The sequence below is a fragment of the Lysinibacillus sp. DFXJR4 genome (genome assembly GCF_057196045.1).
In genome coordinates, this window is record NZ_JBXUNW010000001.1 from 509,697 (window position 1) to 532,693 (window position 22,997).

28 protein-coding genes are annotated in these 22,997 nt (G+C 34.6%); 25 read left to right on the forward strand and 3 right to left on the reverse strand.

Annotation, left to right across the window (positions count from 1 at the left end):
• Positions 1 to 56 precede the first annotated feature (56 nt).
• Genes AC2CGN_RS02560 through AC2CGN_RS02570 form a run of 3 tightly spaced genes read left to right on the forward strand, consistent with a single transcriptional unit; the run spans position 57 to position 1,232 of the window.
• Positions 57 to 446, forward strand: coding sequence for a hypothetical protein (locus AC2CGN_RS02560; RefSeq protein ID WP_484511957.1), 390 nt, complete (start codon positions 57 to 59; stop codon positions 444 to 446).
• A 9-nt stretch (positions 447 to 455) separates the two neighbouring features.
• Positions 456 to 1,040 (forward strand): Gp15 family bacteriophage protein, encoded by a 585-nt coding sequence (locus tag AC2CGN_RS02565; protein WP_484511958.1) that lies wholly within the window; start codon positions 456 to 458, stop codon positions 1,038 to 1,040.
• A 36-nt stretch (positions 1,041 to 1,076) separates the two neighbouring features.
• Entirely contained in the window at positions 1,077 to 1,232 is a 156-nt protein-coding gene (locus tag AC2CGN_RS02570) for a hypothetical protein (protein WP_484511960.1), read from the forward strand.
• Here the strand turns inward: AC2CGN_RS02570 and AC2CGN_RS02575 are convergent.
• Together AC2CGN_RS02575 and AC2CGN_RS02580 are read right to left on the reverse strand one after the other, a co-directional pair.
• Complete coding sequence (locus AC2CGN_RS02575) at positions 1,229 to 1,399, reverse strand: hypothetical protein (protein WP_484511962.1); 171 nt, start codon at positions 1,397 to 1,399, stop codon at positions 1,229 to 1,231. The genes AC2CGN_RS02570 and AC2CGN_RS02575 overlap by 4 nt on opposite strands.
• Positions 1,400 to 2,445: 1,046 nt before the next feature.
• A complete protein-coding gene (locus AC2CGN_RS02580) occupies positions 2,446 to 2,817 on the reverse strand; it encodes a helix-turn-helix domain-containing protein (RefSeq protein WP_484511963.1) in 372 nt (123 codons plus the stop codon).
• Between the two features lie 181 nt (positions 2,818 to 2,998).
• Between AC2CGN_RS02580 and AC2CGN_RS02585 the strand changes: the two genes are divergently transcribed.
• Positions 2,999 to 3,208, forward strand: coding sequence for a helix-turn-helix domain-containing protein (locus AC2CGN_RS02585; RefSeq protein ID WP_484511965.1), 210 nt, complete (start codon positions 2,999 to 3,001; stop codon positions 3,206 to 3,208).
• Positions 3,205 to 3,987: a BRO family protein gene (locus AC2CGN_RS02590; protein WP_484511967.1), complete on the forward strand. Its 783-nt coding sequence runs from the start codon at positions 3,205 to 3,207 to the stop codon at positions 3,985 to 3,987. Before AC2CGN_RS02585 ends, AC2CGN_RS02590 begins: the two co-directional genes overlap by 4 nt.
• A gap of 138 nt (positions 3,988 to 4,125) precedes the next feature.
• On the opposite strand, the gene AC2CGN_RS02595 is transcribed toward AC2CGN_RS02590, so the two are convergent.
• Positions 4,126 to 4,659 (reverse strand): helix-turn-helix domain-containing protein, encoded by a 534-nt coding sequence (locus AC2CGN_RS02595; RefSeq protein ID WP_484511969.1) that lies wholly within the window; start codon positions 4,657 to 4,659, stop codon positions 4,126 to 4,128.
• A gap of 164 nt (positions 4,660 to 4,823) precedes the next feature.
• On the opposite strand from AC2CGN_RS02595, the gene AC2CGN_RS02600 reads away from it, so the two are divergent.
• From AC2CGN_RS02600 to AC2CGN_RS02695, 20 genes are all read left to right on the forward strand, one after another.
• Positions 4,824 to 5,030, forward strand: a complete 207-nt coding sequence (locus tag AC2CGN_RS02600; protein ID WP_484511971.1) for a helix-turn-helix domain-containing protein — start codon at positions 4,824 to 4,826, stop codon at positions 5,028 to 5,030.
• Positions 5,030 to 5,644, forward strand: coding sequence for a BRO-N domain-containing protein (locus AC2CGN_RS02605; RefSeq protein WP_484511972.1), 615 nt, complete (start codon positions 5,030 to 5,032; stop codon positions 5,642 to 5,644). The genes AC2CGN_RS02600 and AC2CGN_RS02605 overlap by 1 nt, the downstream gene beginning before the upstream one ends.
• A 150-nt stretch (positions 5,645 to 5,794) precedes the next feature.
• Complete coding sequence (locus tag AC2CGN_RS02610; protein ID WP_484511974.1) at positions 5,795 to 6,058, forward strand: hypothetical protein; 264 nt, start codon at positions 5,795 to 5,797, stop codon at positions 6,056 to 6,058.
• 120 nt (positions 6,059 to 6,178) lie between these two features.
• Positions 6,179 to 6,784 carry a hypothetical protein gene (locus AC2CGN_RS02615; RefSeq protein WP_484511976.1) on the forward strand — a complete coding sequence of 202 codons (606 nt, stop codon included), beginning with the start codon at positions 6,179 to 6,181 and terminating at the stop codon, positions 6,782 to 6,784.
• 75 nt (positions 6,785 to 6,859) lie between these two features.
• A complete protein-coding gene (locus AC2CGN_RS02620; protein ID WP_484511978.1) occupies positions 6,860 to 7,204 on the forward strand; it encodes a hypothetical protein in 345 nt (114 codons plus the stop codon).
• Between the two features lie 129 nt (positions 7,205 to 7,333).
• Entirely contained in the window at positions 7,334 to 12,106 is a 4,773-nt protein-coding gene (locus tag AC2CGN_RS02625) for a tape measure protein (protein WP_484511980.1), read from the forward strand.
• Positions 12,103 to 12,924 carry a distal tail protein Dit gene (locus tag AC2CGN_RS02630; protein ID WP_484511981.1) on the forward strand — a complete coding sequence of 274 codons (822 nt, stop codon included), beginning with the start codon at positions 12,103 to 12,105 and terminating at the stop codon, positions 12,922 to 12,924. The genes AC2CGN_RS02625 and AC2CGN_RS02630 overlap by 4 nt, the downstream gene beginning before the upstream one ends.
• 12 nt (positions 12,925 to 12,936) lie before the next feature.
• Positions 12,937 to 15,027, forward strand: a complete 2,091-nt coding sequence (locus AC2CGN_RS02635; protein ID WP_484511983.1) for a GAS domain-containing protein — start codon at positions 12,937 to 12,939, stop codon at positions 15,025 to 15,027.
• Positions 15,028 to 15,045: 18 nt separating this feature from the next.
• Positions 15,046 to 15,315 (forward strand): hypothetical protein, encoded by a 270-nt coding sequence (locus tag AC2CGN_RS02640; RefSeq protein WP_484511984.1) that lies wholly within the window; start codon positions 15,046 to 15,048, stop codon positions 15,313 to 15,315.
• A gap of 77 nt (positions 15,316 to 15,392) precedes the next feature.
• Positions 15,393 to 15,551 carry a hypothetical protein gene (locus tag AC2CGN_RS02645; RefSeq protein ID WP_484511986.1) on the forward strand — a complete coding sequence of 53 codons (159 nt, stop codon included), beginning with the start codon at positions 15,393 to 15,395 and terminating at the stop codon, positions 15,549 to 15,551.
• Positions 15,552 to 16,120: 569 nt separating this feature from the next.
• On the forward strand, positions 16,121 to 17,608 hold the full coding sequence (locus tag AC2CGN_RS02650) for an LTA synthase family protein (protein ID WP_484511987.1): 1,488 nt from the start codon (positions 16,121 to 16,123) through the stop codon (positions 17,606 to 17,608).
• 66 nt (positions 17,609 to 17,674) lie between these two features.
• A complete protein-coding gene (locus AC2CGN_RS02655) occupies positions 17,675 to 19,465 on the forward strand; it encodes a phage tail protein (RefSeq protein ID WP_484511989.1) in 1,791 nt (596 codons plus the stop codon).
• 17 nt (positions 19,466 to 19,482) lie between these two features.
• Positions 19,483 to 19,677 carry a hypothetical protein gene (locus tag AC2CGN_RS02660; RefSeq protein WP_484511991.1) on the forward strand — a complete coding sequence of 65 codons (195 nt, stop codon included), beginning with the start codon at positions 19,483 to 19,485 and terminating at the stop codon, positions 19,675 to 19,677.
• Between the two features lie 538 nt (positions 19,678 to 20,215).
• The gene (locus AC2CGN_RS02665; RefSeq protein WP_484511992.1) at positions 20,216 to 20,473 is read left to right on the forward strand and encodes a hypothetical protein; all 258 of its coding nucleotides are present in this window, start codon (positions 20,216 to 20,218) and stop codon (positions 20,471 to 20,473) included.
• 4 nt (positions 20,474 to 20,477) lie between these two features.
• Positions 20,478 to 20,747 (forward strand): phage holin, encoded by a 270-nt coding sequence (locus AC2CGN_RS02670; RefSeq protein WP_484511993.1) that lies wholly within the window; start codon positions 20,478 to 20,480, stop codon positions 20,745 to 20,747.
• Positions 20,747 to 21,487 (forward strand): N-acetylmuramoyl-L-alanine amidase, encoded by a 741-nt coding sequence (locus tag AC2CGN_RS02675; RefSeq protein WP_484511995.1) that lies wholly within the window; start codon positions 20,747 to 20,749, stop codon positions 21,485 to 21,487. Before AC2CGN_RS02670 ends, AC2CGN_RS02675 begins: the two co-directional genes overlap by 1 nt.
• 119 nt (positions 21,488 to 21,606) lie before the next feature.
• Positions 21,607 to 21,879: a YolD-like family protein gene (locus tag AC2CGN_RS02680; RefSeq protein ID WP_484511997.1), complete on the forward strand. Its 273-nt coding sequence runs from the start codon at positions 21,607 to 21,609 to the stop codon at positions 21,877 to 21,879.
• Between the two features lie 13 nt (positions 21,880 to 21,892).
• Complete coding sequence (locus AC2CGN_RS02685) at positions 21,893 to 22,030, forward strand: hypothetical protein (RefSeq protein ID WP_484511998.1); 138 nt, start codon at positions 21,893 to 21,895, stop codon at positions 22,028 to 22,030.
• Complete coding sequence (locus tag AC2CGN_RS02690) at positions 22,027 to 22,203, forward strand: YolD-like family protein (RefSeq protein ID WP_484512000.1); 177 nt, start codon at positions 22,027 to 22,029, stop codon at positions 22,201 to 22,203. Before AC2CGN_RS02685 ends, AC2CGN_RS02690 begins: the two co-directional genes overlap by 4 nt.
• A gap of 108 nt (positions 22,204 to 22,311) precedes the next feature.
• On the forward strand, positions 22,312 to 22,938 hold the full coding sequence (locus AC2CGN_RS02695) for a hypothetical protein (protein ID WP_484512002.1): 627 nt from the start codon (positions 22,312 to 22,314) through the stop codon (positions 22,936 to 22,938).
• The last annotated feature ends 59 nt before the right edge of the window (positions 22,939 to 22,997 follow it).

Below are 22,997 nucleotides of genomic sequence, written 5' to 3' on the forward strand. Positions count from 1 at the left end.
TGATCGAAGAAGAGGGCGAGTAATCGTCCTCTTTTTATTTAAAAGGAGTGGGATAAATGGTAATCAAAATTCAAACGCAAAAAGCTGGAATACCTGTACAAATTGGTGATTTAAAATTCGCATTCGATACATCTGATGAAGGGATTCAAAATTTAAAAAAATCAGGTGAATTACTTTTAGAAAATGCTGACAAGATAAATGACGATGATTTCGATGCAGCTAAAGACCTTTTAAAACAAGGATACGATTTAATTTTAGGTGAAGGTACTTTTGACCAAGTTTACAACGAAGTTAAAAGTTTAATTGAATGTATGCGTATTTTTGGTGAGCTAAGCAAATCGATAAATCAAGAGTTATCAAAGATGAATTTAAATGCTACTCAACAGGACAAAGCACAACAATATATTCGTCAAAAAAGAAAACCTAAACATAAAAACAAAAAGTAGGTTATTGCCATGTTTAAATTGACGGATACGTTGATTAATGAAGTTGAGATAAATGGCCGTATGTACAGTTTAGACATGTCTTTTGACAATATTTTAAGCCTTATCGACATGTTAAACGACAAAGAGCTTGATGATGTAACTCAGATACTTACAGGCATTGAGATGCTAGTAACAGAGCCTTTAGAATGTCCAATTGAGGATAAGGCTGAAATCTTTTTTAAACTATATGAAACCTTGATTGATGGTAATAAAGAGGACGATGTTGAGTACGACATTGAAGGCAATCCAATGCCAGTACAATCAAAGGAAAAGGAAGTGGACATATATGATATTGCACAAGATGCAGAGTATATTTATGCTTCCTTTTTGCAGGATTACGGCATGGATCTATTTGAACAACAAGGCATTTTACATTGGGATAAATTCAAAGCCCTTTTAGTTGGTTTACGAGATGACACTAAGTTTAAAAAGGTACTCGAAATACGTCAGATGCCACTGCCAAAAGGTAAAGGTTCAGGTGAGCAACGTAAACAGGTTGAGGAATTGAAGAAAGCATATGCGCTGAAGCCTCGTGAGCAGGAAGCAGATGAATAAGTAGTGTGTTCTTAACTAATAGGAAGGAGTGAAGACATGAACAAAAGCATTGAAGTAGTTAAGACAGATAAAGAACTACTCCGCCAACAGTTGCAGCTATTGGCAGAGCGTTCTAAAAAAGCTAATTCCATTGATTTACCCATAATCAGTAGTGTAATGGTGGATATTTTAAAAGTTCTAAAAGATTGTTAATATCGTTCATCCAGTTTTTTATTAATCTCCTCGTAAACTTCATGATATTTCTCAACTAGTTGCGATGGGCTTAGATCAGATAAATCTTGTTTTTCTAAGTAAAGCATAGTTAATGCAGTTGCCTCATTAAAAGGAAAATTAGCTTGTCTTAAATTCACATAAGTCATATGTATCACCTCCTCAATAATGTCAATATTCGACAGAAAAGGATGAAATGCCTTTAGTAATGTTTTGAGGGTGTAAGGTAAAAAAGTAAAATGATGTATAAGTTACTGTTAGTCTTATGAATATATGTATTAGATACAATAATTTTGTACTTCGGAAAATAATGTTGCAAGAAAGCTAATCATTGTATATTATGTATTTTAATAATATACAACAGATGGGAGCACCCCACGTGATTTAGCTAATAATTTAGCTTTTTTCGTGGGGTGTTTTTATTTTTGTCGAATATTGTCGAATGCATAAGCATATTATTTAAAAAATCTAGTTTTAAATTTTATCTGAAAAAACTGTCACTATTTCGAATGGGATTAGGACAATCCAATGGAGCAGGAGGTTGTATAGATTGTTTCTCAGGTGCTGGTGGATTGCAAGTAACTATTTTTAAATAAATTTAAATTATTAATAAAAAATGCTTGACATGCATAACTCGGTTTTCTTCCAGTTATAAAAGTGTTTCATTCAACAATTAATAAACATATTTAAATATTTTTAAACAATTTAAAACAATAATAAACAACAAAAAACAGAAAATATTATACTTTTTTGGAATAAAGAGTATAAAAATGGAAGTTATTCATTTTGATATTATACGAGACATTGGTAAGTAAAAAATAGAGTGAATTGAGTACTTAAAAAATTAAGCAAATTTAATATATGTTTTGTTAAAGGCAGATATTAATATTCTAAATTTCCATAGACTTGAAACCAGGCTTTTATCGCGGTATGATGTATGTATCATTTAAAAAACATCAAAATCGCATATAAAAAAGGGAAAACCCCAAATTTAGCTTGGTTATCAACTGATAATCTGCTTAAATTTGGGGGTTTTTTGTTTCGAAAAACACATTAAAAGGAGAAAGAAAATGAGTAAAACAATTATTAAAAACACGACATCAAATATACAAATGATACTAAAAGAAATAGTTATTAATAGTGAGCATGATAGAAAAGCCCAGCAACTCATTTTGGATATTAAGCGTTGAAGGATTTACTCTTCATTGGCGTCTGCCAAACCTTGAGCATACGCCAATATCCTTGCTTCCATTTCTTTACGTTTATCATCAGGCATGGACTCAAGGATTTGCATTAATTCTTCAACTTCTTTATCGACTTCTTTGTCCACTTCGTGGTTTAGCTTAGGATGGTTGCTTAAGCCAGTAAGGTAGTCAATCGATACATCAAAAAGTTTAGCGATGTTACTTAGTGTGTCAATCGGAGGCATCTTAGTGCCGTTTTCATATGCCGTGTAAGTGGTTCTTGCAACACCTATTTTATTAGCAACAAATGATTGGGTATATTCAGGCTCTGATTTTTTTATATTTTCACGGCATTTTTTTAAACGCTGTGCAAGTACATCCATATTATTCATCCTTTATGTTTTTATGTATTTCATTAAATAAGATTGTATATGTTACTTAAAAGAACTTCTATGATTATCTTGTAAATGTTCTTTAAGGTGTTATTTTTTATTGACATGTTCCTTTTGGTAACTTATATTATAGTTATGACAGTTCCTTAAAGGAACTATAGGAGGTGAGGTAATGCGAATTTGGTTAAAAGATATTAGACAAGTTAAGGGGGTGAAACAAGAAGAAGTAGCAGCGTCTGCGAATATTTCGCGAAGTTACTACGCTAATATTGAACGAGGCGATAAAACACCATCTGTTACTGTCGCTAAAAGAATAGCAACTTTTTTAAAGTTTGATTGGACTAAATTCTTTGTACAAGAAAAGGAGGAAGTAAATCTATGAATCTTTCATTAGCAACTCAACAACAATTTAATTCGGTTATGTGCGATTTTTGGCAAAACGAAAACAATGAAGTTTTTATGACAATCAATCAACTAGCTCAGGCACTTGAATACGCAGATCGTAGTGGTGTACAAAAGATTGTAAATCGTAATGAGTATCTAAAAGAAATTGAATTTTCAACAGAGGACAATTTGTCCCTAGTTGAAGGGAACAGAAAAGTTGAACGAGAAGTGCGCATTTTCACTGAGGATGGTATCTATGAGGTAACAATGTTATCTAAACAACCGAAAGCTAGAGCATTTAGAGCTTTTGTTCGTAACACTCTCAAAGCATTACGTAAGGGTGAAATGATTTTAGTGCAACCACAAACTGCAGATGCTGAATTAGAAATTAAACGTATGCGAGCTGAGGCAATGTTAAATAACAGTCGTACTAAACAGGCTAAATTAATTCTAGATATGCAAAAGAACAAAATACTATCACCTGTTGCAGTTGAGCTTTTAAATATCAATGCACTAGAAGTATTAACGGAGCAAGTAATTGAACATCGTCCAGAAGTGGAGAAATCCTATACAGCAACTGATATAGGAACAGAGTTAGGAATCTCACCACAAAAAGTTGGAAGTATCGCAAATAAACATAACCTTAAAACGAATGAGTATGGTTATTTTGCATTGGACAAGTCACCTTATAGTAATAAACAAGTTGAGTCATTTCGTTATTTTGAGAAAGGTCGTAAGAAGATAGAGGAGATTGTACAGGGGAAGTTGGTTAACTAAATGAGGAATAAATATAAAAAAATCACAATCTAAGCGCCAACTTAGATCGTGATACGAATTTGAGTAACATCCACTCAAACCAATTGTCAAAATAAATTGTAGCATATAATTGTTACAATTTGAAGTGGATGTTACTTCTTAAACGAAATGAGTATCAATATCCTCTTTTAAATTATATCTTAGAATGATTTCTGGTTTTATTGTTTCAACCAATTCTTCTTCTAAAGAAGTCCTAAAAGTTATTGGTATGGAATTAAGTATTTCTAATATATTTTCTGGATAAATTACAGTAACTGCCATGGTATCAAATTCAATCTCATTAACAGTAGAAGTATAAAGTTGAATACGACAAGCTAATGTTTCATTAAATTTTTGATTTTTATATTTAATTTCCCCATTTAAACTCAAGTCACATACAAGCTGAGGAAATGATTGTACTTGAGTTATATCAATAACTGTAAAATCGTATTCTAAAGTTTCTTGAATGAACAAGTCATTCGGTGAAACTTTTAGAAAGGTACAAAGGGTATCAAATGTATCGAATTGGATACCTTTACTTTGATTTTGATTTAATGCTGTTAACGTAGTGCGAGAAATTCCTGTACGTTTAGACAATTCACTAATTTTTATATTTCTTTCTGCTAGCAATACAGCTAGATTACATTTAATCATTTCTATCACCTCTTAATGTCTATTGTAGTGCAGTCTGAACAAATTTCAATATTTTTATATAGAATGACTTGACTACCAAATTGGGTATGATGTATGATTTAACCAATAACTGTTCAGAGTATTGGACAATAAGTTATTAGTATGAACAAATGGGGGGTGAAAATGTGCAAAATAATCTACGGATAATACTCGCAAAAAAGAAACTCAAAATGTCTGATGTTGTCGAAGGGACCGGTTTATCGCGTAATACCATAAGGGCTTTATTTTATGAAACAGCTAAAGGTATCCAGTTTCAAACGCTTGTGGCGTTGTGTAAGTTTTTAGATTGCGAAGTCAGTGATTTATTTGAAATTCAAAAGGAGGCAGTTTAATGAATATTAAAGTGGAAAATTGGAATGGTTTTGAAATTCGCTTTGTGGAGAAAGAGCCTAACGAGTGGTGGGCGGTATTAAAAGACATTGCAGAAGCTATGGAATTAACCGCAAAAGGCGTAAAGCAGCGTCTCCCAAAGGAGGTAATTTCAAATTACCCCCTTCAAACAGCAGGAGGTATTCAGGATGTGTTAATTGTTGATGAGTATGGTATTTATGAGACAGTTTTTGAAAGTCGAAAGAAAGAAGCAAAAGAGTTTAAACGTTGGGTATTTGAAATGCTGAAAAAACTCCGCCAGTCATCAGGCCTAGAAGGTTTTCAAATCTTCCGTATGTTGGACAAGGAACATCAAAAGGAAACGATGGCAAAACTTAATCAGTCATTAATTAACCCGACAAAGGTGAACTTTATAAAAGCTAATACAATTGCTAACAAAGCAGTATCAAGCCGCCACGGACACATGAAATCGTTAAAGAAAAATCAGATGACACCTGAGATGTTGATTGAACGAGAGCCGATCTTAGCCGATACAGTTGATTTAATGATTGCAAAAGAAAAATTCCGACTTGATTTGTCAGTCAGTAAGAAAGTGTATGAAAAGTATGTACAATAAACAAGTAATTGAAAACAAAAAAGCCATGCTTTAAGCTGCAACTTAAAACATGACATAAATTTGAGTACATCTACTCTAATCATCGGTAACATTATACACTAGTTGGTGTATTTTTAAAAGTGGATGTCCTCAATTAAAGGAGGGCAAAGAATGGAAATCACAGAAGATATGTATAAAGCTGTTTTGCATTTCTCAAATTCATATAATGTATCTCCTCCTATTACATTGAATCTAGAAACTTGGTGGAAGAATGCTATTAACCAACTAGAGAAATGGGAAATAAATCTGTATTATATAGCTCTAAAAAAAGCGAGAAAGAATGATATGTTGAATGGCGATATTTCAAAAATGATGCTAGATGAATTAGAGAACAGTAATTTAATCATAAAAACTGAAAAAAGATATGCTATTTAAAGCACTCTCATATGAGGGTGTTTTTTCATTGAAAGGGGTGAGGATTATGTAAAGGTATGAAAATAGTAATAGAAATCCCTCCATTACCCATGTATATTTATGGTTAAGGAGGAATATATAATGAAGAAATTTTTAATGCTACTATGCATGATTTTATTCTTAGCCGCTTGCGGTAACTCAGTAGAAAAAAATAATTCTAAATCTAGTAAAAAAGATGAAGAAGTAGCCGTTTCAGGACAAACTGATACAGATACTAAGGAAGATGAAGTAGAAGAATCAGAAGTTTTAAAAATTCAATTAGAGGAAAAAATAATTATAGAAGACATAGGAGAATTTTCTTTAAAAAAAAATGGTTTCACAAGAAAAGTTTTTCCTTCTAATCCAGGGGAAGATCCCGTTTATTTTCATTTAAAAGATTCAGAACAAATTTTACTTAATACTGTTATTTCATTAAAAAATTTATCTATATCAAAAAAAGTCGCAAATGAATTTATTTCAGATTATAAGTATATTTATGATAACAAGTATGAGTATGTACCAGAAGTTACAATTGAAAAAGATGGTGGATCAAACTTTGATATTAAACTAGAAACTATTATTGAACCGTTACAAACAGGTGTTTTTCACTTTACAGGTTTTTTACCATCTGAATTAGAGCATGATAATAAACCATTAAAATTTATTTTTACAGTAGGCGAGAATGAATATGAATTTATTATACGTTAGAGAAGAAAGACATACCAATTTGATATAGTGAAATCTCTCCATATTATGTATATTTGTGTATAAGGAGGGATGATAATGGCAAAAAACAAGGTAATTGCTGGTGATTATCAAGGCAAGGTGGTTTCATCTGCTTTTGGAATAACAACAATCAATATAGGATTTTTAAAAACTGTTGAATTGAATAAAACAACAGTTAAAGAATACGAGGTACTAGATGAGGAATCACGTAAAAGTGCAACAAGTGCTGTAGGACGTGCATTTGTTGGTGGAGTTATCTTAGGTCCAGTTGGTTGGCTCGCTGGTCTTTCGGCAAAATCAAAAAGCACTCACGTTGTAGCAATCGAGTTTATGGATGGTAAAAAAAGTTTAATAGAAATTGATCAAAAAATTTATAAAGCATTCATACAAAAAATGTTTTAAGCACTCGATTTGAGTGCTTTTTCTTTTGCCGAAAAAGGTGGTGAACATGAATGAAAAATTGAAAGAAACATGCAATTAGAAGCCGCGTTAGCAGGCTTCTTTTTTTGATGTGGCCGAAGGAGTGATGTAATGGCTAGTGATGGTCGAATAGTTATTGACGTTGTATTGGATGATGGTCGTGTCGTAAATGGTGTGGCAGATTTAAGTAGATTATTCGGTGGGCTAGGCCGGACGAGTGAATCTAGTGCGCTGTCTATCGGTAAAGTTGTAACAGCTTTAGGGCTAGTAGCAGCAGCTAGAAAAGGGATTGATATGGTCACTAGCTCTATCAGTGGCGCTATAGCTCGTGTCGATACATTAAGTGGTTTTCCAGTTGTTATGGAACGTATGGGCTTTAGCAGCGACCAAGCTAAAGCAAGTATTGACAAACTTTCTGAGGGTATTTCAGGTCTACCAACAACGTTAGATGGCATTGTTAAGAGTACGCAAAGTATTGCGCTTATGACCGGTGACTTAGATGTTGCTACTGATACAGCGCTTGCGCTTAATAATGCTTTTTTAGCATCTGGTTCAAGTTCAGCAGATGCAGAACGTGGTCTTGTACAATACGTACAAATGCTGGCAAAGGGCAAAGTTGACATGGTTTCATGGCAAACCCTTCAAGAAACGATGGGCTTTGCGCTTAATAAGACGGCTGAGGCATTCGGTTTCACAGGGAAGTCGGCACAACGAGATTTATATAGTGCGCTCCAAAAAGGTAAAATTACATTTGAAGATTTTAACGCAAAATTAATCGAATTGAACAATGGCGTAGGTGGCTTTGCTGAGGTTGCTAAAGCTAGTAGTGCCGGTATAGCAACAGCCTTTGCGAATATGAGAACTGCTGTTGTACGTGGTGTGGCCAACATCATACAATCATTACAAGATGTACTAGCTAAGACCCCGTTACAATCAATTGAGAATATTCTAGGGTTAATAGGTAAGGCTTTTAGCAACGTTTTAAATGCAATCGCGGCTGGAATTCCAACAGCAGTAGATATGATAATGAATCTGTACCACAATCTTGAACCATGGATCCCACTAATCACCTCAATTGCAGGTGCGGTTGGAATCATGGTTTTGTCTTTTGCGGCATTTAACACAACTATCACAATAATCGGTAATGTTAGAAAAGCTATAACTGCATTAAATGCAACTGTCTTGGCAAATCCTTGGACTTGGGTAGCATTAGCCGCAATTACAGCAGTGTTGCTCATTATTCAATATTGGGAACCTATAACCCAATTTTTCAAAGATTTATGGGCAGATGTTACGGAATCTTTTAATACTGCATTAACTGCTATCCAATCATTCGCGGCATCAATGTCCGGAGTAGTATCAGAAATAGCAACAACACTTGGTACCAGTCTGAGTGCTGTATGGTCTAGTATATCCAGCGGCTTTACTACGGCAATAAACGGATTGTTAACTGGATTGTCTAGCCTTAAAGAGAAACTAAGTATCGTCAAAGATATTATAAATGTTGAAAAAGCACTTAACTTACTCAAATTTGCCGCAGAAGCAGTTTTATCATCGATATTGATGTTATTAGGACCGTGGGGCATGTTAGCTAATATTCTGCTAAAAGTATTTACTCACACTACTTTACTGCAAGATACTTTTAAGATGCTCAAAGGTGAAATGACATTTGATGAGGTTGCTAGCAATTTTACTGAATCTATTAGTGGTGTTATAGAAAATATCACAGAGCTATCGACTCGACTTGTCACAGTAGGAGCCAAGCTAGTTGTCAGTTTAATTAATGGGGTAAGCAGTAATATTGGAAAGTTCGCAACTGCATTTGCAGAGATATTGCCTGTTATCATTGACACACTAATTATGATAGTGCCGCAAATAATACTTTTGGCTGCTGATATTGTAACAAAATTAGCAGAGGGCATTACGGCTAATTTGCCAATTGTGGTAAAAGCCATAGTTAGTTTAATAGAATTAGTCACAACAACAATAGGAACGTTATTACCTCAACTTGTTGAAGTTGGAGTCTCTTTGCTAACAACCATTATAAACGGCATCATTACAGCACTACCGATGTTAATAGAAGTAGTCGTACAATTGCTAAATACTATAATAAATTCTTTGACAACGATGTTGCCATTGTTAATTGAGACAGGTTTAACGATCGTCGAAACACTGTTAAATGGCATAGTAACAGCATTGCCACTAATTGTTGAAAGTGCCCTAAATATCGTTATGTCACTTGTGGATGCTTTAACTGCTGCGTTACCTCAACTTATTCAAGTTGGTTTGTTGGTCCTTAATACATTGATAGAAGGAATTATTGGAGCATTACCTATAATAATCGAGGCTGCACTTACAATTGTTATCGCCTTAGTAGCAGCGTTAATTTTACTTTTACCCCAACTTATCGAGGCTGGCATACAAATTATCATGGCTTTGGTCCAAGGGTTGATAAAAGCTCTACCAGCTATTTTAGAAGCAATAGTAACCTTGATTATGTCATTGGTAAAAGCGATTATTGAATTGTTACCCCAATTGCTTGATGCTGGTGTACAGATTGTTATGGCTCTTGTAAAAGGTTTAATACAAGTTTTGCCCCAGCTTATTGAGGCTGGTATAACTCTTATTGTTGCATTAGTAGAAGCGATTATTCAACTTCTTCCAGAGCTATTATCAGCAGGTAAAGAGCTGATTGTCGCTTTAGTGAAAGGTGTCTTATCCATCTTAGGACAACTTCTAGCTGCAGGTGCCAAGTTAATTCTTGGTCTATTAGGTAAAATCCTTAGTTTTGTAGGTCAATTGCTTGCTGCTGGTGTAACTCTAATAGGTAAGTTAATATCTGGGATATTATCATTGCTTGGTGATATTATAAGCGCTGGAGCAAAACTTATCACAGGTCTTATCGATAAAATCTTGAGTTTTTTAGGAAAAATATTAACTGCTGGGAAAGACCTAGTAGGCAATCTAATAGATGGTGTACTCAGTAAAGTCAACGATATGATCAATGTCGGTAAAGACTTGGTTAGTGGTCTAATCAAAGGTATTACTAATATGGGATCTAATGCGATTGAGGCAATTACAGGTGTTGTAGATGGCGTTATTAATAAAGCTAAATCATTACTCGGTATTCATTCACCTTCTAGGGTTTTCAAACAAATCGGTAACTGGACATCTGAAGGTTGGGCGATTGGTATTGAAGAGACTGGCGATAGAGTAGTCGATGCTGTAAGTGACATAGCACTCAATGCACAAGATATCGCCGAGCATTATGCATCAGAAGAAAAAAAACTACGCAAAGATGCAGCTGATCAAATTGCGAAAATCGAAAAAGATAAAAATGATTCGATTGCGAAGTTGCAACGAAATGCATCTGAATCGAATCAAAAAGCTGCTCAATCTGAAACGCAGAAAATTAATGCGATTTATGCGGCAGCTAAAAAGAAAAAACGTAATCTAACTAAAGATGAAATTGCCAAAGTACAGCAGCTTAGAAATGAAGCAAGCTCAAAGCGTACTAAAAACTCTCGGGATACAAATGAAAAAATCGCGAAAATCGAAGAGCAGGCAGCTGCCAAAATAAAAAAAATCAAAGAAAAATCGACTAAAGATATCGTTTCCTTAGATGATAAAATGTACAAAGATTTGTACGAGGAAACTAAACGGTATATAGATGATAAAAAATCATTAGACCAACTATCATTGATCGATGAAGCTAAAATTTGGGAACAGTCATTAAAGTTATATGCTGATGGTAGTAAGGAACGAGTAAGAGCCCAGCAAGAGCATAAAAAAGCTGTAGATGCGATTAATAAAGAAGTTCTTTCGATAAATAAGTCATACCAACAAGAAATGCAAAAAATCAATGATGATCTTATTAAGCAAGAACAAGCTTTAAACAAAGAGTATGAAGATGCATTTAACAAGCGATATGACAAACTATTCAATTCCACAGGTCTGTTTGATGAATTTAAGCGAAACACCGAAATCACAGGTAAAGAGCTGTTAGACAACCTACAAGGTCAAGTTTATGGGTTCCGTGAGTGGCGCCGGGCTATGGATGATTTAGCTATGAGGGGCGTAAGCGAAGAGCTATTAAAAGATCTTAGTGAAATGGGCCCGAAAGCACTTGGAGAATTGCAGGCACTAAACCAGTTGAGCGCAGTCGAATTAGAAAAGTACAGCAATTTGTACAAAGAAAAATCAGCAGATGCGCGTAATCAAACTGAACGCGAATTGAAGTCAATGCGTGAAAACACTGACAAGCAAATTAAGGAATTGCGTGAAACAGCCAAGAAGCAATTAACGACTTTACAAACCGAGTGGCGTGAAAAAATCAAAGCACTTACAACTACTACTCAAAATGAAATGAGTTCTCTAAAACAGGTGGGCGTTGACGCTGCTCAAGGCTTATTAGATGGATTAAAGTCAATGGATGGAGAATTACAAAAACAAGCTAAATCGATTGCCAATAGTATTAAGTGGACAATTGAGGATGCTTTAGATATTCATAGTCCTTCAAGATGGATGCGTGATTTCATCGCTGGTAATCTTGCGCGTGGTTTTGATATTGGTGTAGATCGCCAAAAATCATTTTTAACAAATGCATCTGAAAAAATCGGTGATTTTATCAAACCTTCCATTGTCAATCCGTTGTGTGGTGCTAAAGTGAACCTCGGCTTAAACAAGCCATCATCGATGATTAATAACTATTCGACTATCAATAATATTTCAGGTAATGCTGAAGAAAATAGCATCCAAGTAGAAACATCAGATGTTATTTTATATGGTGAAAAAGTTGGAGAAATCATGTATAAAATCGTTAGCGGAAAGCAATACAGAGGCGCTAATATGGCAGCTATGGTGAAAGGGGTGGCCTCATTATGACGTTAATATTTGTTAGAAAAGATGGGTCACAAATCAATTTACGTGATGCAGGGATTCGGGTTATGGAGTTTGAGCCTGAATCCTTGGACAATATGAATGAATCGCATAACTTAGATGGCGGTAGCTATATTGTCACCAACAATGGTTACAACACTCGTTACATTGACGCTACTTTTAAAATAAAGGGCTATGATATAGTTGACTACGCACTGTTTAGACGTGAATTGTTTTCATTGCTCAGTAGTAGAGAAGATTTTCATATCATCGATACAAGGGAGAGTGGTTTGTGGTGGCACGTACGCAACGATGGGAAATTTAGTTTGCAACGTACATTAAAAAATGGTGTATGCAATGTCAAATTTATATGTGAGTTACCATATGCACAATCCAGAGGTAGTTGCCTTGACTTACAAAATCGTAAAGAGTGGGATGTAGATTTATGGAGTTGGGGCATGGGACTTAATTGGGATAAGGAATATAAATATATTCACAATTCCAATGCTTTTGTAATCGAAAATCTCGGTAATGTAGCTATTGATCCACGCGAACATTTTTTAGAAATTACGATTAAGGCCACAGCTACAACATATCTACAAATCACAAATCAAAGAACAGGTGACGTTTATCGTTACGATGGTGCACTAACAACTAGCGACACACTCGTTTTAAGTGGTATTCGTACACTTAAAAATGGTACATCTGTTTTTAAAAATACAAACAAAAAACTACTCACTTTAGCAATTGGTGAAAATATTTTTTCTGCGGAAGGCGGTACTATTCAAAGTATCGCTTTTAATTTTAAATTTTTATACATGTAAGGATGTGAGTAAATGACAGAGTTATATAATACGGAATCCCCGATTGACCGTAAAAGACGTAATAATATTAACGCAACATGGGATGATATTTTAAGTCGTTTTGCTAATCTCCAACGGCAAATCAATATTCTGGCTGGAGGTCAGGAAGTTGATGAATTAATTGCACGACTTGAGCAAGCAATTAAGTCTGCTGAAATCGATGTGCAAAATTACATTATTCAAGTTGATGAGTCTGTACAGCAAGCGATTAAAGAAAATAACAACGCTTTACAAACAGCTCTACAAACTGTGTCAGAAACGTTGGATGAGCTTAACATAGCTATCAGCAAAGCAGAAACGGCTACGGAAGATGCAACTAACGCTAAAAATGCTACTATCCAAGCGACTCAGGATGCTCAAGAGGCTATCAATACTATGCAGTCACTTATTGATAATTTTAGTCATCGAGGAGCATGGTCTTCGGCCACGCAATACTATAAAAATAATTTAGCCGAGGTTGATGGACGCACCTATATTGCTTTAAAAGAAAATATCAACACACTTGTTACAAATAAGAGTTCATGGTCTTTGTTTGCAGATAAAGGTGTACAAGGAGCAGAAGGGCCGCGTGGTTTACCTGGTAAGGATGGCAAGGACGGCACGGGAGTAAATATCATTGGGGGATTAACCAGCGAGGATGAATTACCAACCGTAGGAACACCTGGTGATGCTTATATGATTGGTGGAGATCTCTATGTTTGGCAGGATGACACAGGTAGTTGGAAGAATGTAGGTCCAATCCAAGGTCCAGAAGGTAAATCAGCCTATGATTTAGCTGTAGAAAACGGGTTTGAAGGCACGTTGGAGGAATGGATTGAATCATTAAAGGGTGATGATGGTCCTGGTGGTCCTGTAGGCCCGCCAGGTCCACCTGGCAAAGATGCAGATTTGACGGAAGTTACTGAACAATTGGACCAAATGAAACCTAAAGTGGATAACTCATGGCAAAAAGGTGTTTATAACGACACTGATATTACCAATCTTAGCAGTACTAGTATATCTAGAGTATTCTATATGAACGACTGGACTGCTCCAGCTAACAACATTGAACAGGCATCTATAGTAATTCCAGTAGAAAATTTTAACGGTACAGTTAAAATTAGCGTTGCGGGTGCTTTTAATAATACAAACGGCTCTGGAGCTTTTGAGTATGAAAATTTTTATTTAAAAGTAGGCGACGCTGTTTACACTAATAAAAGAACGATATATAAGGCAGATGAAAATATAGCTAGTCAGTACTATTTTCTTGGTTTTAATAAAAGTGAGTCACTTTTCACTATTCCTATTGTACGTGCTCCCCACGCATTCAATAGGGTTACTGTAAAAGTAGAGATTTTAACTACGTTTCCCTCTTTCGAACCATTAAAAAATGCGTATGTAGTGTATGAGGACTTTGGGACGTCATGGCATGGCTATCCTTGGACACCACAAACAACTAGTTTTGCCGTAAAAAACGAAGAAAATATTTTTACTAATCAAAGTCCTATAGTTATGAAAGTACAGGGTCAACCGTCACACTTGTTCCATAAGAACAATGATAGACTATATCTTACTCCATCTGCCTCTGTTGAAACCACCGATTGGAGATGGGATTTAGCCACAGAGTTTTTCACAAATGGAGATGTTAGTGTCAAAGGTAGACTACTTGTAGATGGTGTTGATTTAAAGCAATCTGTAAGTGATGGTAAATCTCAAGTAGCATCTGCCATTACTGGTAAAGGAGTTCAAACTGCTTCGGATGCTACATTTGAGACAATGGCTAATAATATTAGAGCTATACCAACAGGAAGTCGAACCCAATCAGGCTCTATGCAAATTCCAGCATTTTCAGGATCGCAAACCGTTTCTGTAAATGTTTATTTACCATTCGTAGCTAAAAATGCCTTAAACAATATGGGAGGCTTAGTATTTCTAAACGGCTACCCTTATGGAGCCATGGGGGTGGCAGGTCCTTATACCAGCAATATCACTGTAGCTGGAACCACTTTAACGTTCACATTTGCTATGGGTGGTGGTACAGGTAGCTTTGCAGGAGGAACAGGAGCATACTTTGCATCTGAATAGATAGGGGGATTATAGTACATGTTCAATAGAGTGTTTTACGATGTACCAACAGGTAAAATATTATATCAATTGTTTATGGAGGAGCCTGAACTTGTAACTGAATTTGCAGTTTTAGAGATTCCAGCAGGTGAAATTAATTACGACACTCACTTTATAGAGTCAATAGATCCTGAAGGACATCCAGTAGTCAAAATGAAAGAACTAACATCATTTGAATTGGAAAATACAAAACTAAAAGAAGATATTATTTTATTACAAGCTGATGCAGAGACAGGAGGGATATTATAATGGTCAAACAAATTGTTGTAAGAATCGCGAACAATTAGAAAATATGATTTTAATGATGATGATGGAGGTAATGTAAAATGACACAAACAAATAAATCAGTAGCATTCGGTTTTTTATTAAATATGTGGATTATGAAAAAGGTCGATGAAGCGTATTTAACAGGACAGACAGCAAAAGGTGGTATTACAAACGATGAAAATGAAATGATTTTAGAAACCCCGCAAATTAGCCGTTAACTGTCGTTAATCGACAGAAGATATGTCACAAGAGGAAATAGATGCATCGATAATTGTTCCAATTAAATCTACTAAAATTGAGTTGTTAAAACAATGCAGGTAAACAACGAGCTGAATATTAAAAAACTCTAATTGAATTATCTCCAAATTAAAATTCTATTTAATTATAAAAATTTTGTATTTTAAAAAGTACAAGAGTTTAGTAATGTTAATAGAAGATATTAGTAATTAATGTCGAATTATATATCGGGAGTGTAGATTTAGTGAATGTAAATCTCTTATCTAAGTTTTTTTTCTTTTTTTTGTCACCATTTTTAGGAGTTTTTTTAATCGAGTTACTTGTAAGAACTAATCATGAATTAACGTTTACTTGGATTCATGAAAATTTTGGTATATTTATAATATCGGTATTAATATTTCTCCTTTTGCAAAGTTTGATTTTTTCATTAGTGAATAATGTATATATTACTGTTTTGTGTAGTTATACACTCATTTTAATATTGTTACTAATTAATAACACTAAACTACAAATTCTTGATAACCCGTTGTTACCTTGGGATTTGTTTTTTATGAATCAAGTTTTTGATTTGTTGCCTGTACTTTATAAGAACATTAATATCTTAGGTATAGTTATAGGGATGATTATTTTTTCCCTATTGCTATTCTTATTGTCTAAATACACTAAATTTGGAATAATAAATTGGCGATCTCGGGCGATTCTGTTTATTGTATCAACAGTTCTTCTTGTGATGATAGTAAACTATCCGAGCAATATAACAAACAAATTTGTTCAAAAAAGTGGTACTATTTTAATTTCATTCGATCAAAAGAGAAACCAGAATGAAAATGGATTTATAATGGGTTTTATCCTTAATATGCCGAATGTTATGATAGATGAACCTTCGGAGTATTCTAAACAAAACATCAATAAATATATAGAGGGAATAAAGGAGAGAAATAGATACACTGTTAGCGATAAAAAGCCAAATATAGTCATAGTAATGAGCGAAGCTTTTTGGAAAATTGATAATTTAAACATAAGTAGTAAATCTTTAACACCTACCGTTGATAAATTCCAAAAAGGAGATTTAATTTCTCCTACTTTTGGAGGCGGAACATCGAATGTAGAATTTGAGGTTCTAACAGGATTCTCAATGAAAAATCTCCCAGAGGGTTCGATTCCTTATCAACAATATGTAGCGTCAGATACGCCTTCTTTAGCCACTGTTTTGGCTGAACAAAATTACAAAACGGTTGCTATTCATACTTTTTACAAATACTATTGGAATAGAGATAAAGTATACAATCATATAGGATTTGACAAATTTATTGGTTTAGATGACCTAGTTGAACCAGATCATTATGGTGCTTATGTAGATGATACTTTGATAAATGACTTAATACTAAAGGAAATAAAAGAAAATGATGAATCAACATTTATCTATGCAATTACTATGCAAAACCATGGACCGTTTTTAGATACACGTTTTGGGGAACAGACTATAAATATTACAGACGCTTACTCACCTGACACAAATCAGATAATTAATACGTATGGTACAGGTATTAACCATTCTGACGAGGCATTGAATTCATTATTTAATGAAATCATAGAAATCGATGAACCGACTATAGTTGTATTCTTTGGAGACCATTTACCATCACTTGGTGATGTTTATACTGACTTAGGATACATTGATGATATGGATAAAAAGACATTAGAGGAAGAATTAAAAATGAAACAAACACCTTTAGTTGTTTGGAATAATTACGAAAAAGATATACCACAGTTGGAATCCATAAGTGCATCGTTTTTAGCTCCTAAGATTATAGAGTGGGCAGAATTAGAGTCCCCCTTATACTTTCAATTTTTGAATGAATTTTATCAGGCTATGCCTGGTTACACTTCTTTAGTATCGATTGACGGAGATGGTTCTTTGTCAGCTAATACTCCTAGTTCTTTGAATGAAATTGAAGAAATTTACCGAATGTTGCAATACGATCTTTTGTTCGGGAAACAATATTCCAGAGACAAATTATTTGAAATAAAACATTAGTTCCATATTGTTCAGTAACGTCACTCGTTTAGAGTGGCGTATTTTTATTAGAAAGAAGGTGGTTGTTTGCTTACTGTTACAGATGGATCACAGGTAGAGCCTTTAATAAAAATTGGCACAGACTTTAAAATGGAGCAAATAGTAGACGGTACTTTTACAGTATCGTTTTCTTGTTTTCCAAGCGAAAATAATCCTGGTTACGAACTACTAAAGTCTGAATCAATCATCGCTGTGGATGGCAACGATTTTCGTGTGAAGGTTTTTGCTGACAATGTTTATAGCAAATCAGTAACGGCATTAAGTATTTTTTATGATCATTTGAAAACATATAGGCATGGCATATTTGAGGGTAGTCACACTTTAAATAATCACATTAATTTTGCTTTGCAAGGCACAGGATGGACGTTTACAGCAGATGCCAATATCGCAAATGTCACCAATTATATACGTTCATTTGGTAATGATAACGTTATTAAATTAGTACAAAAAATATGTAAGTACCATGAGTGCGAATTTCAAATTTTGCCGAACAAGCAACTATATTTTGCAAAGGAGATTGGTGGTAATTACGACTATCAATATCGTTATAAGCACAATATTTCCTCAATCGTTTTGCAAGAAGATACGACTAACCTTGCTACTTATATTAAAGGTTTTGGTAAAGATGATTTAACAGTTGATTATACGTCACCTAACATCGATATTTTCGGTCGGAGGGAAGAAGAACCTGTTAAAGATGAGCGTTTTACTGACGCTACGGCTTTGCTTAATTACATCAAAAGCAAGCTACAAGATGAGCCACAACTAGCGATTGAAACAACAATTCCAGAGCTTGTTGCAAGAGAAAATGGCGAACGTGTTTGGCTTATCTATGAGCCACTAGGCGTTGAAATGTCAACTCGAATATTAAAGCAAACGAAAGTTTTGTATAACGGTAAATTAATAACATCTAGTGTTGTTTTCGGGAATTCACTTCCAAAATCAATAGAAGATACGCTTGCGGATCAGGAAGAAAAAATAGGCGACACCAATGAATATATTGACGATACAAAAGAAGAATTAAAGGAAGAAATCGAAGAAACTAAAGATAAGTTGCAGGGTGAATTTAGAAGTGAAATAAAGAAAACAGATGATCGTATAACGTTAGAGGTAGAGCATATCAATACATCCATCGCTGCTATTGATATTAAAGCTGATAATATTAATTTGTCCGTGAATAATCGTATCACAAACGAAATGGCGGCTATCAATTTAAAAGCAGACAATATCAATCTTTCAGTAAATAATCGTATTACAAATGAAGTATCTGCAATTGACGTAAGAGCCGGAAGAATTGAAATAGCTGTTTCTAATTTAGATAGAGACACTAAATCTTCTATAAATGTAATGCAAAATAGCATCAACTTAAAAGTAGACAAAGGTGGCTCTATTACTGATATTAATTTGAGCCCAGGTGTTGCGACAATTAATGCCAATAAGATAAACCTTAATGGTGCTGTAGTAGTCGATGGTGATATTAGTGGAGCTACAAATATTAATGTGAACAAAGAAATAACCGTTGGACAAAATATAAGAATGTCAGGCAGTGGTACCAGCACAATATACTTCGCTGATATGACCAACATCACATCTAATCAGGGGAACATTGGCATTTACGCGAATCATAATATGGATTTACAAGCAAATTATATAACATTTTATGGAGCTATTGATTTTTCTAGAGCTGATTCTCTGAATGGTGTAGCAAGAGGTCATACACCTGGTATAGGGATAGCTTATAATAACAATCCGACAACACCGAGGATATACTTCCGGATAAATGGCTCAAATGTGGGATATATTGATTTATCTAAATAAAAAGGAGAATGATAACTATGAATTATCAAGTACAATTAAACAACGGACAGGTAATTAATTTAAAAAATGCGGAATTTGATGCAGGTGTATTCACGTCAACATTAAACGATCAAAAAATCAACTTCGTTAATATTGGCGGGGCGATTATTAATAAGCATATCATCATTAGTGTATTACCAGTAGATGACGCAGAAACGCAAGCAGAGGCTTAGCGTTATTTTTTAATGAATGATTGATAATGAGAATTAACATACACGTGTATGACTTAAATAATGACCAGGTCGTTAATAATTTTTATTTCTAGTAGTTGCGGATTAAATCAATTAATCCAACAATTATAATTATGGAATAAATAGCAATATAACCAATATCTGAATATATAGAGTTATATAATTCCATTTCTCTTTTCACCTCCATAATTTTATTCGGCCTTACTCAGTATAATAGGAGCTATAGTTTCATTCGTCAAATACATCTAAAGTTATGGAGATAATGAAAAAACTAAGGAGAATCACCTTGTTTAAAAGGTTCTTGGCAACAAGTAAGGGAGTTTGATTAAAAGGTAAAGAGTATTGTTAACTATTAATGGAAATTCTAAGACATATTTTTATAAAAAATTTTTTTGGGAAAATTTCAAAACAAGTGAGTTATGAGAACAATCGAGAAGGGCAACAGTACATGTTACTAAATCTCGATGCTTCTCATAGCTTTTAATTTTCCAATGAGTGCATGAAGGTGAGGGTATAGGGCATGAGTCAAGAAACAACCTTTCAACAATCTGTTACGATGGCTGACCACGAAAGGCGATTGCAGGAACTAGAGAAGGACGTATCAACAATTAAGCCAATTGTATATAACACAGCTTCGAGTGTTAAACAAATCGAAAAATCTGTTGAAAAAATGGAGAAGAACAGTGACAAAATCAAAGGTTATTTTCTAGCTGCAGCAGTTAGTGGTGTCATAGGTATTGTATTTATAGCATTACAAAATTCAATTTTTGGAGGATAACATTATGAAGATTAACTGGAAAGTACGTTTAAAACACAAACCATTTTTAGTGGCAGCATTTGCATTAATACTATTATTGGTGCAGCAAATTGGTACATTATTTGGCTACGATACGACTATCTATAACGAGCGAGTAACAGAGTTATTTAACACTGTGCTCGCTTTTTTAGTGCTGATTGGTGTGGTTATTGATCCAACGACTACTGGTACTGCAGACAGTGAACAAGCACTTGGATATAACAAACCGCGTGATGATTTGGAGGGTAATAAATAATGGTAGTAATTCGTAAAAAGCTAGTATCTGATGCTCAAGCTGCAAAGGTCACAAATGGAAAAGGTAATTCTAAACGAAAAGTAGTTGTTCACGGCACAGATAATTACCGTACAGGGGCAGATGCGGATGCACATGCCCGCTTACAAGCAAATGGCAATAGTCGTTCTGCTTCATGGCATTGGCAAGTAGATGATAAAGAAGCAGTACAATCTTTTGAACATACTTGGCAATGTTGGGCTGCTGGAACAGCTAAAGGTAATTTGGAAGGCATCCATGTTGAAATGTGTGTGAATGCTGATGGCAACTACAACAAAACGTTAGAAAATACTGCTAGGGTAGTTGCGAAAATCTTAAAAGATGAAGGTCTAACAGTCGATGATGTAGTACAGCATAATTACTATAGTGGTAAAAACTGCCCTCGTGAAATTCGTGCTGGTAATATTGCTTGGAATATTTTCTTGCAAATGGTTAAAAATGCTGGTGCTGTTCAGCAACCGAAGCCAGTCATAGACAACAATAAGTATCGTGTTTTAACAGGCACATATATCACAATTCAAGCTGCTGAAAATGTACTGGATGTATTAAAACACCGTTTTGGCTGGGTGGCTTACATCGAACAAGATGGCAAGTTATGGCGTGTTAAAACAGGTACTTTTACAGGTGCGGAAGCAGCGAAAGCAGGAGCAAATAAAATTAAAACAGCGAAACTTGCACAAGTCACAAATATAATAGCTGTTTAACTTTAATGATCAGGTAATCACAAAAATTTGTGAGCCTGGTCATTTTTTTATTGCTAAAACAAGAACGTTTGTTCTATAATATATACAAACGAATGTTCTTACTTTGAGGAGGCGTAAAGATGGCAGCTAAAACAAAAACACCAGCAAAGAAAAAAGAACCAAAGCACCTAGACCGAGATGAGTTTGATTTAGAAGAAATCGCATACGCATTAACAGAAGCAATGAATGATTCAAAGTACAAAGCCTTTTCTATCTATAGAAAGGAAGAACCACTTTCGGGTATAGTCACAAAAATGGATGCAAACACTAAATTAATTCACATTAAAGATAAATATAGGGTTGTCCATAAGGTACATTTCCTTGATATTTTAAGTATTTCTGATGTTGATTAGTGGAGAGTGATTTGTGATGTTAAATGACCGTGGCAATATGAAATGGACAGCGATGATGCTGCCAGAACATTTAGTTCAGTTGAAGGAGTGGAAAAAAGAGCAATTTTACGATAAAAAGCGAGAATTAACGGAGTGGGAGCTTTTAAGATGAGAAAACTAATCAAATTGACACTGTGGGATCATAACAAATTTCATGATGAGATTGGGAGAATAACTCGGACAGATTTATATAAGAAGGAACTACTATTAGATGCTGATTTATCAATAAAGCGTATTTCATTCGATAATATCCAAAAAGCTTCATTAGTCGATGGCGATGATTAAGCCAGAGCAACGTCAGCTTTTATACAGATACTTGAGGGATAATTTAAATAATCCTTGTCAATTATAAGTAATAATTAGAAATCTATACTCAATAAATTATTATAAGGAATGAGGAGTTTTATGAGCACAAAATATATTTCCAATGCTGATGGAAAAGGTTGGTTAATTGTTAAGTATAGTGATGGTTCAACATATCCACCTTTGCCTCAGTTCGTACGTGTTGATTTTCAGCAAACACAAGGTGATAGGGATTATTTTATAATTATGGAAGGACGTTCGGCAACAAAGAATGCTAGCGTTAAACTTAAGAGTGATGGTGGTTCGTATTTAGTAGACGGTGATTCTACAATATCGCAAGGGTTAATTCATTATATTCTAAGCACTGGTGAACTCTTTTATTTTTTAGGTCCTGGTTGGGTTGGACCTATCAGTATTATGACAGATCCCTCTAATCCTGTTCCTGTAGGCAGTCACGATCTTGAGATACCAGATGAAGTTCATAAATTGGCAGAATCTTATGAATCACAATCAATTTATGCTTGTTCTTGGTTTCGAATTGGTCATAATGGTGATCGCTATCTTCATACAGGCCAACATTCTTTGGGTTGTGCTACTGTTACGGACGTACCAAAATGGACAGATATTTATAATTATTTAATAATGCGCAGAAAGAATGATGGTAATAGCGTAGGTGTACTTGAAGTCTTTGCAACTCCATCAGATCGTCATGTATAAAAGGTAAATGAAGTCGCAAACAAGATTGAAAATCGGTGGACAGAGAAGCAAACAGTTGT

Coding starts and splice junctions, on each gene's coding strand:
- AC2CGN_RS02560 (WP_484511957.1), top strand. CDS start 57: ATGGTAATCAAAATTCAAACGCAAAAAGCTGGAATACCTGTACAAATT.
- AC2CGN_RS02565 (WP_484511958.1), top strand. CDS start 456: ATGTTTAAATTGACGGATACGTTGATTAATGAAGTTGAGATAAATGGC.
- AC2CGN_RS02570 (WP_484511960.1), top strand. CDS start 1,077: ATGAACAAAAGCATTGAAGTAGTTAAGACAGATAAAGAACTACTCCGC.
- AC2CGN_RS02575 (WP_484511962.1), bottom strand. CDS start 1,399: ATGACTTATGTGAATTTAAGACAAGCTAATTTTCCTTTTAATGAGGCA.
- AC2CGN_RS02580 (WP_484511963.1), bottom strand. CDS start 2,817: ATGGATGTACTTGCACAGCGTTTAAAAAAATGCCGTGAAAATATAAAA.
- AC2CGN_RS02585 (WP_484511965.1), top strand. CDS start 2,999: ATGCGAATTTGGTTAAAAGATATTAGACAAGTTAAGGGGGTGAAACAA.
- AC2CGN_RS02590 (WP_484511967.1), top strand. CDS start 3,205: ATGAATCTTTCATTAGCAACTCAACAACAATTTAATTCGGTTATGTGC.
- AC2CGN_RS02595 (WP_484511969.1), bottom strand. CDS start 4,659: ATGATTAAATGTAATCTAGCTGTATTGCTAGCAGAAAGAAATATAAAA.
- AC2CGN_RS02605 (WP_484511972.1), top strand. CDS start 5,030: ATGAATATTAAAGTGGAAAATTGGAATGGTTTTGAAATTCGCTTTGTG.
- AC2CGN_RS02610 (WP_484511974.1), top strand. CDS start 5,795: ATGGAAATCACAGAAGATATGTATAAAGCTGTTTTGCATTTCTCAAAT.
- AC2CGN_RS02615 (WP_484511976.1), top strand. CDS start 6,179: ATGAAGAAATTTTTAATGCTACTATGCATGATTTTATTCTTAGCCGCT.
- AC2CGN_RS02620 (WP_484511978.1), top strand. CDS start 6,860: ATGGCAAAAAACAAGGTAATTGCTGGTGATTATCAAGGCAAGGTGGTT.
- AC2CGN_RS02625 (WP_484511980.1), top strand. CDS start 7,334: ATGGCTAGTGATGGTCGAATAGTTATTGACGTTGTATTGGATGATGGT.
- AC2CGN_RS02630 (WP_484511981.1), top strand. CDS start 12,103: ATGACGTTAATATTTGTTAGAAAAGATGGGTCACAAATCAATTTACGT.
- AC2CGN_RS02635 (WP_484511983.1), top strand. CDS start 12,937: ATGACAGAGTTATATAATACGGAATCCCCGATTGACCGTAAAAGACGT.
- AC2CGN_RS02640 (WP_484511984.1), top strand. CDS start 15,046: ATGTTCAATAGAGTGTTTTACGATGTACCAACAGGTAAAATATTATAT.
- AC2CGN_RS02645 (WP_484511986.1), top strand. CDS start 15,393: ATGACACAAACAAATAAATCAGTAGCATTCGGTTTTTTATTAAATATG.
- AC2CGN_RS02650 (WP_484511987.1), top strand. CDS start 16,121: ATGAATCAAGTTTTTGATTTGTTGCCTGTACTTTATAAGAACATTAAT.
- AC2CGN_RS02660 (WP_484511991.1), top strand. CDS start 19,483: ATGAATTATCAAGTACAATTAAACAACGGACAGGTAATTAATTTAAAA.
- AC2CGN_RS02665 (WP_484511992.1), top strand. CDS start 20,216: ATGAGTCAAGAAACAACCTTTCAACAATCTGTTACGATGGCTGACCAC.
- AC2CGN_RS02670 (WP_484511993.1), top strand. CDS start 20,478: ATGAAGATTAACTGGAAAGTACGTTTAAAACACAAACCATTTTTAGTG.
- AC2CGN_RS02675 (WP_484511995.1), top strand. CDS start 20,747: ATGGTAGTAATTCGTAAAAAGCTAGTATCTGATGCTCAAGCTGCAAAG.
- AC2CGN_RS02680 (WP_484511997.1), top strand. CDS start 21,607: ATGGCAGCTAAAACAAAAACACCAGCAAAGAAAAAAGAACCAAAGCAC.
- AC2CGN_RS02690 (WP_484512000.1), top strand. CDS start 22,027: ATGAGAAAACTAATCAAATTGACACTGTGGGATCATAACAAATTTCAT.
- AC2CGN_RS02695 (WP_484512002.1), top strand. CDS start 22,312: ATGAGGAGTTTTATGAGCACAAAATATATTTCCAATGCTGATGGAAAA.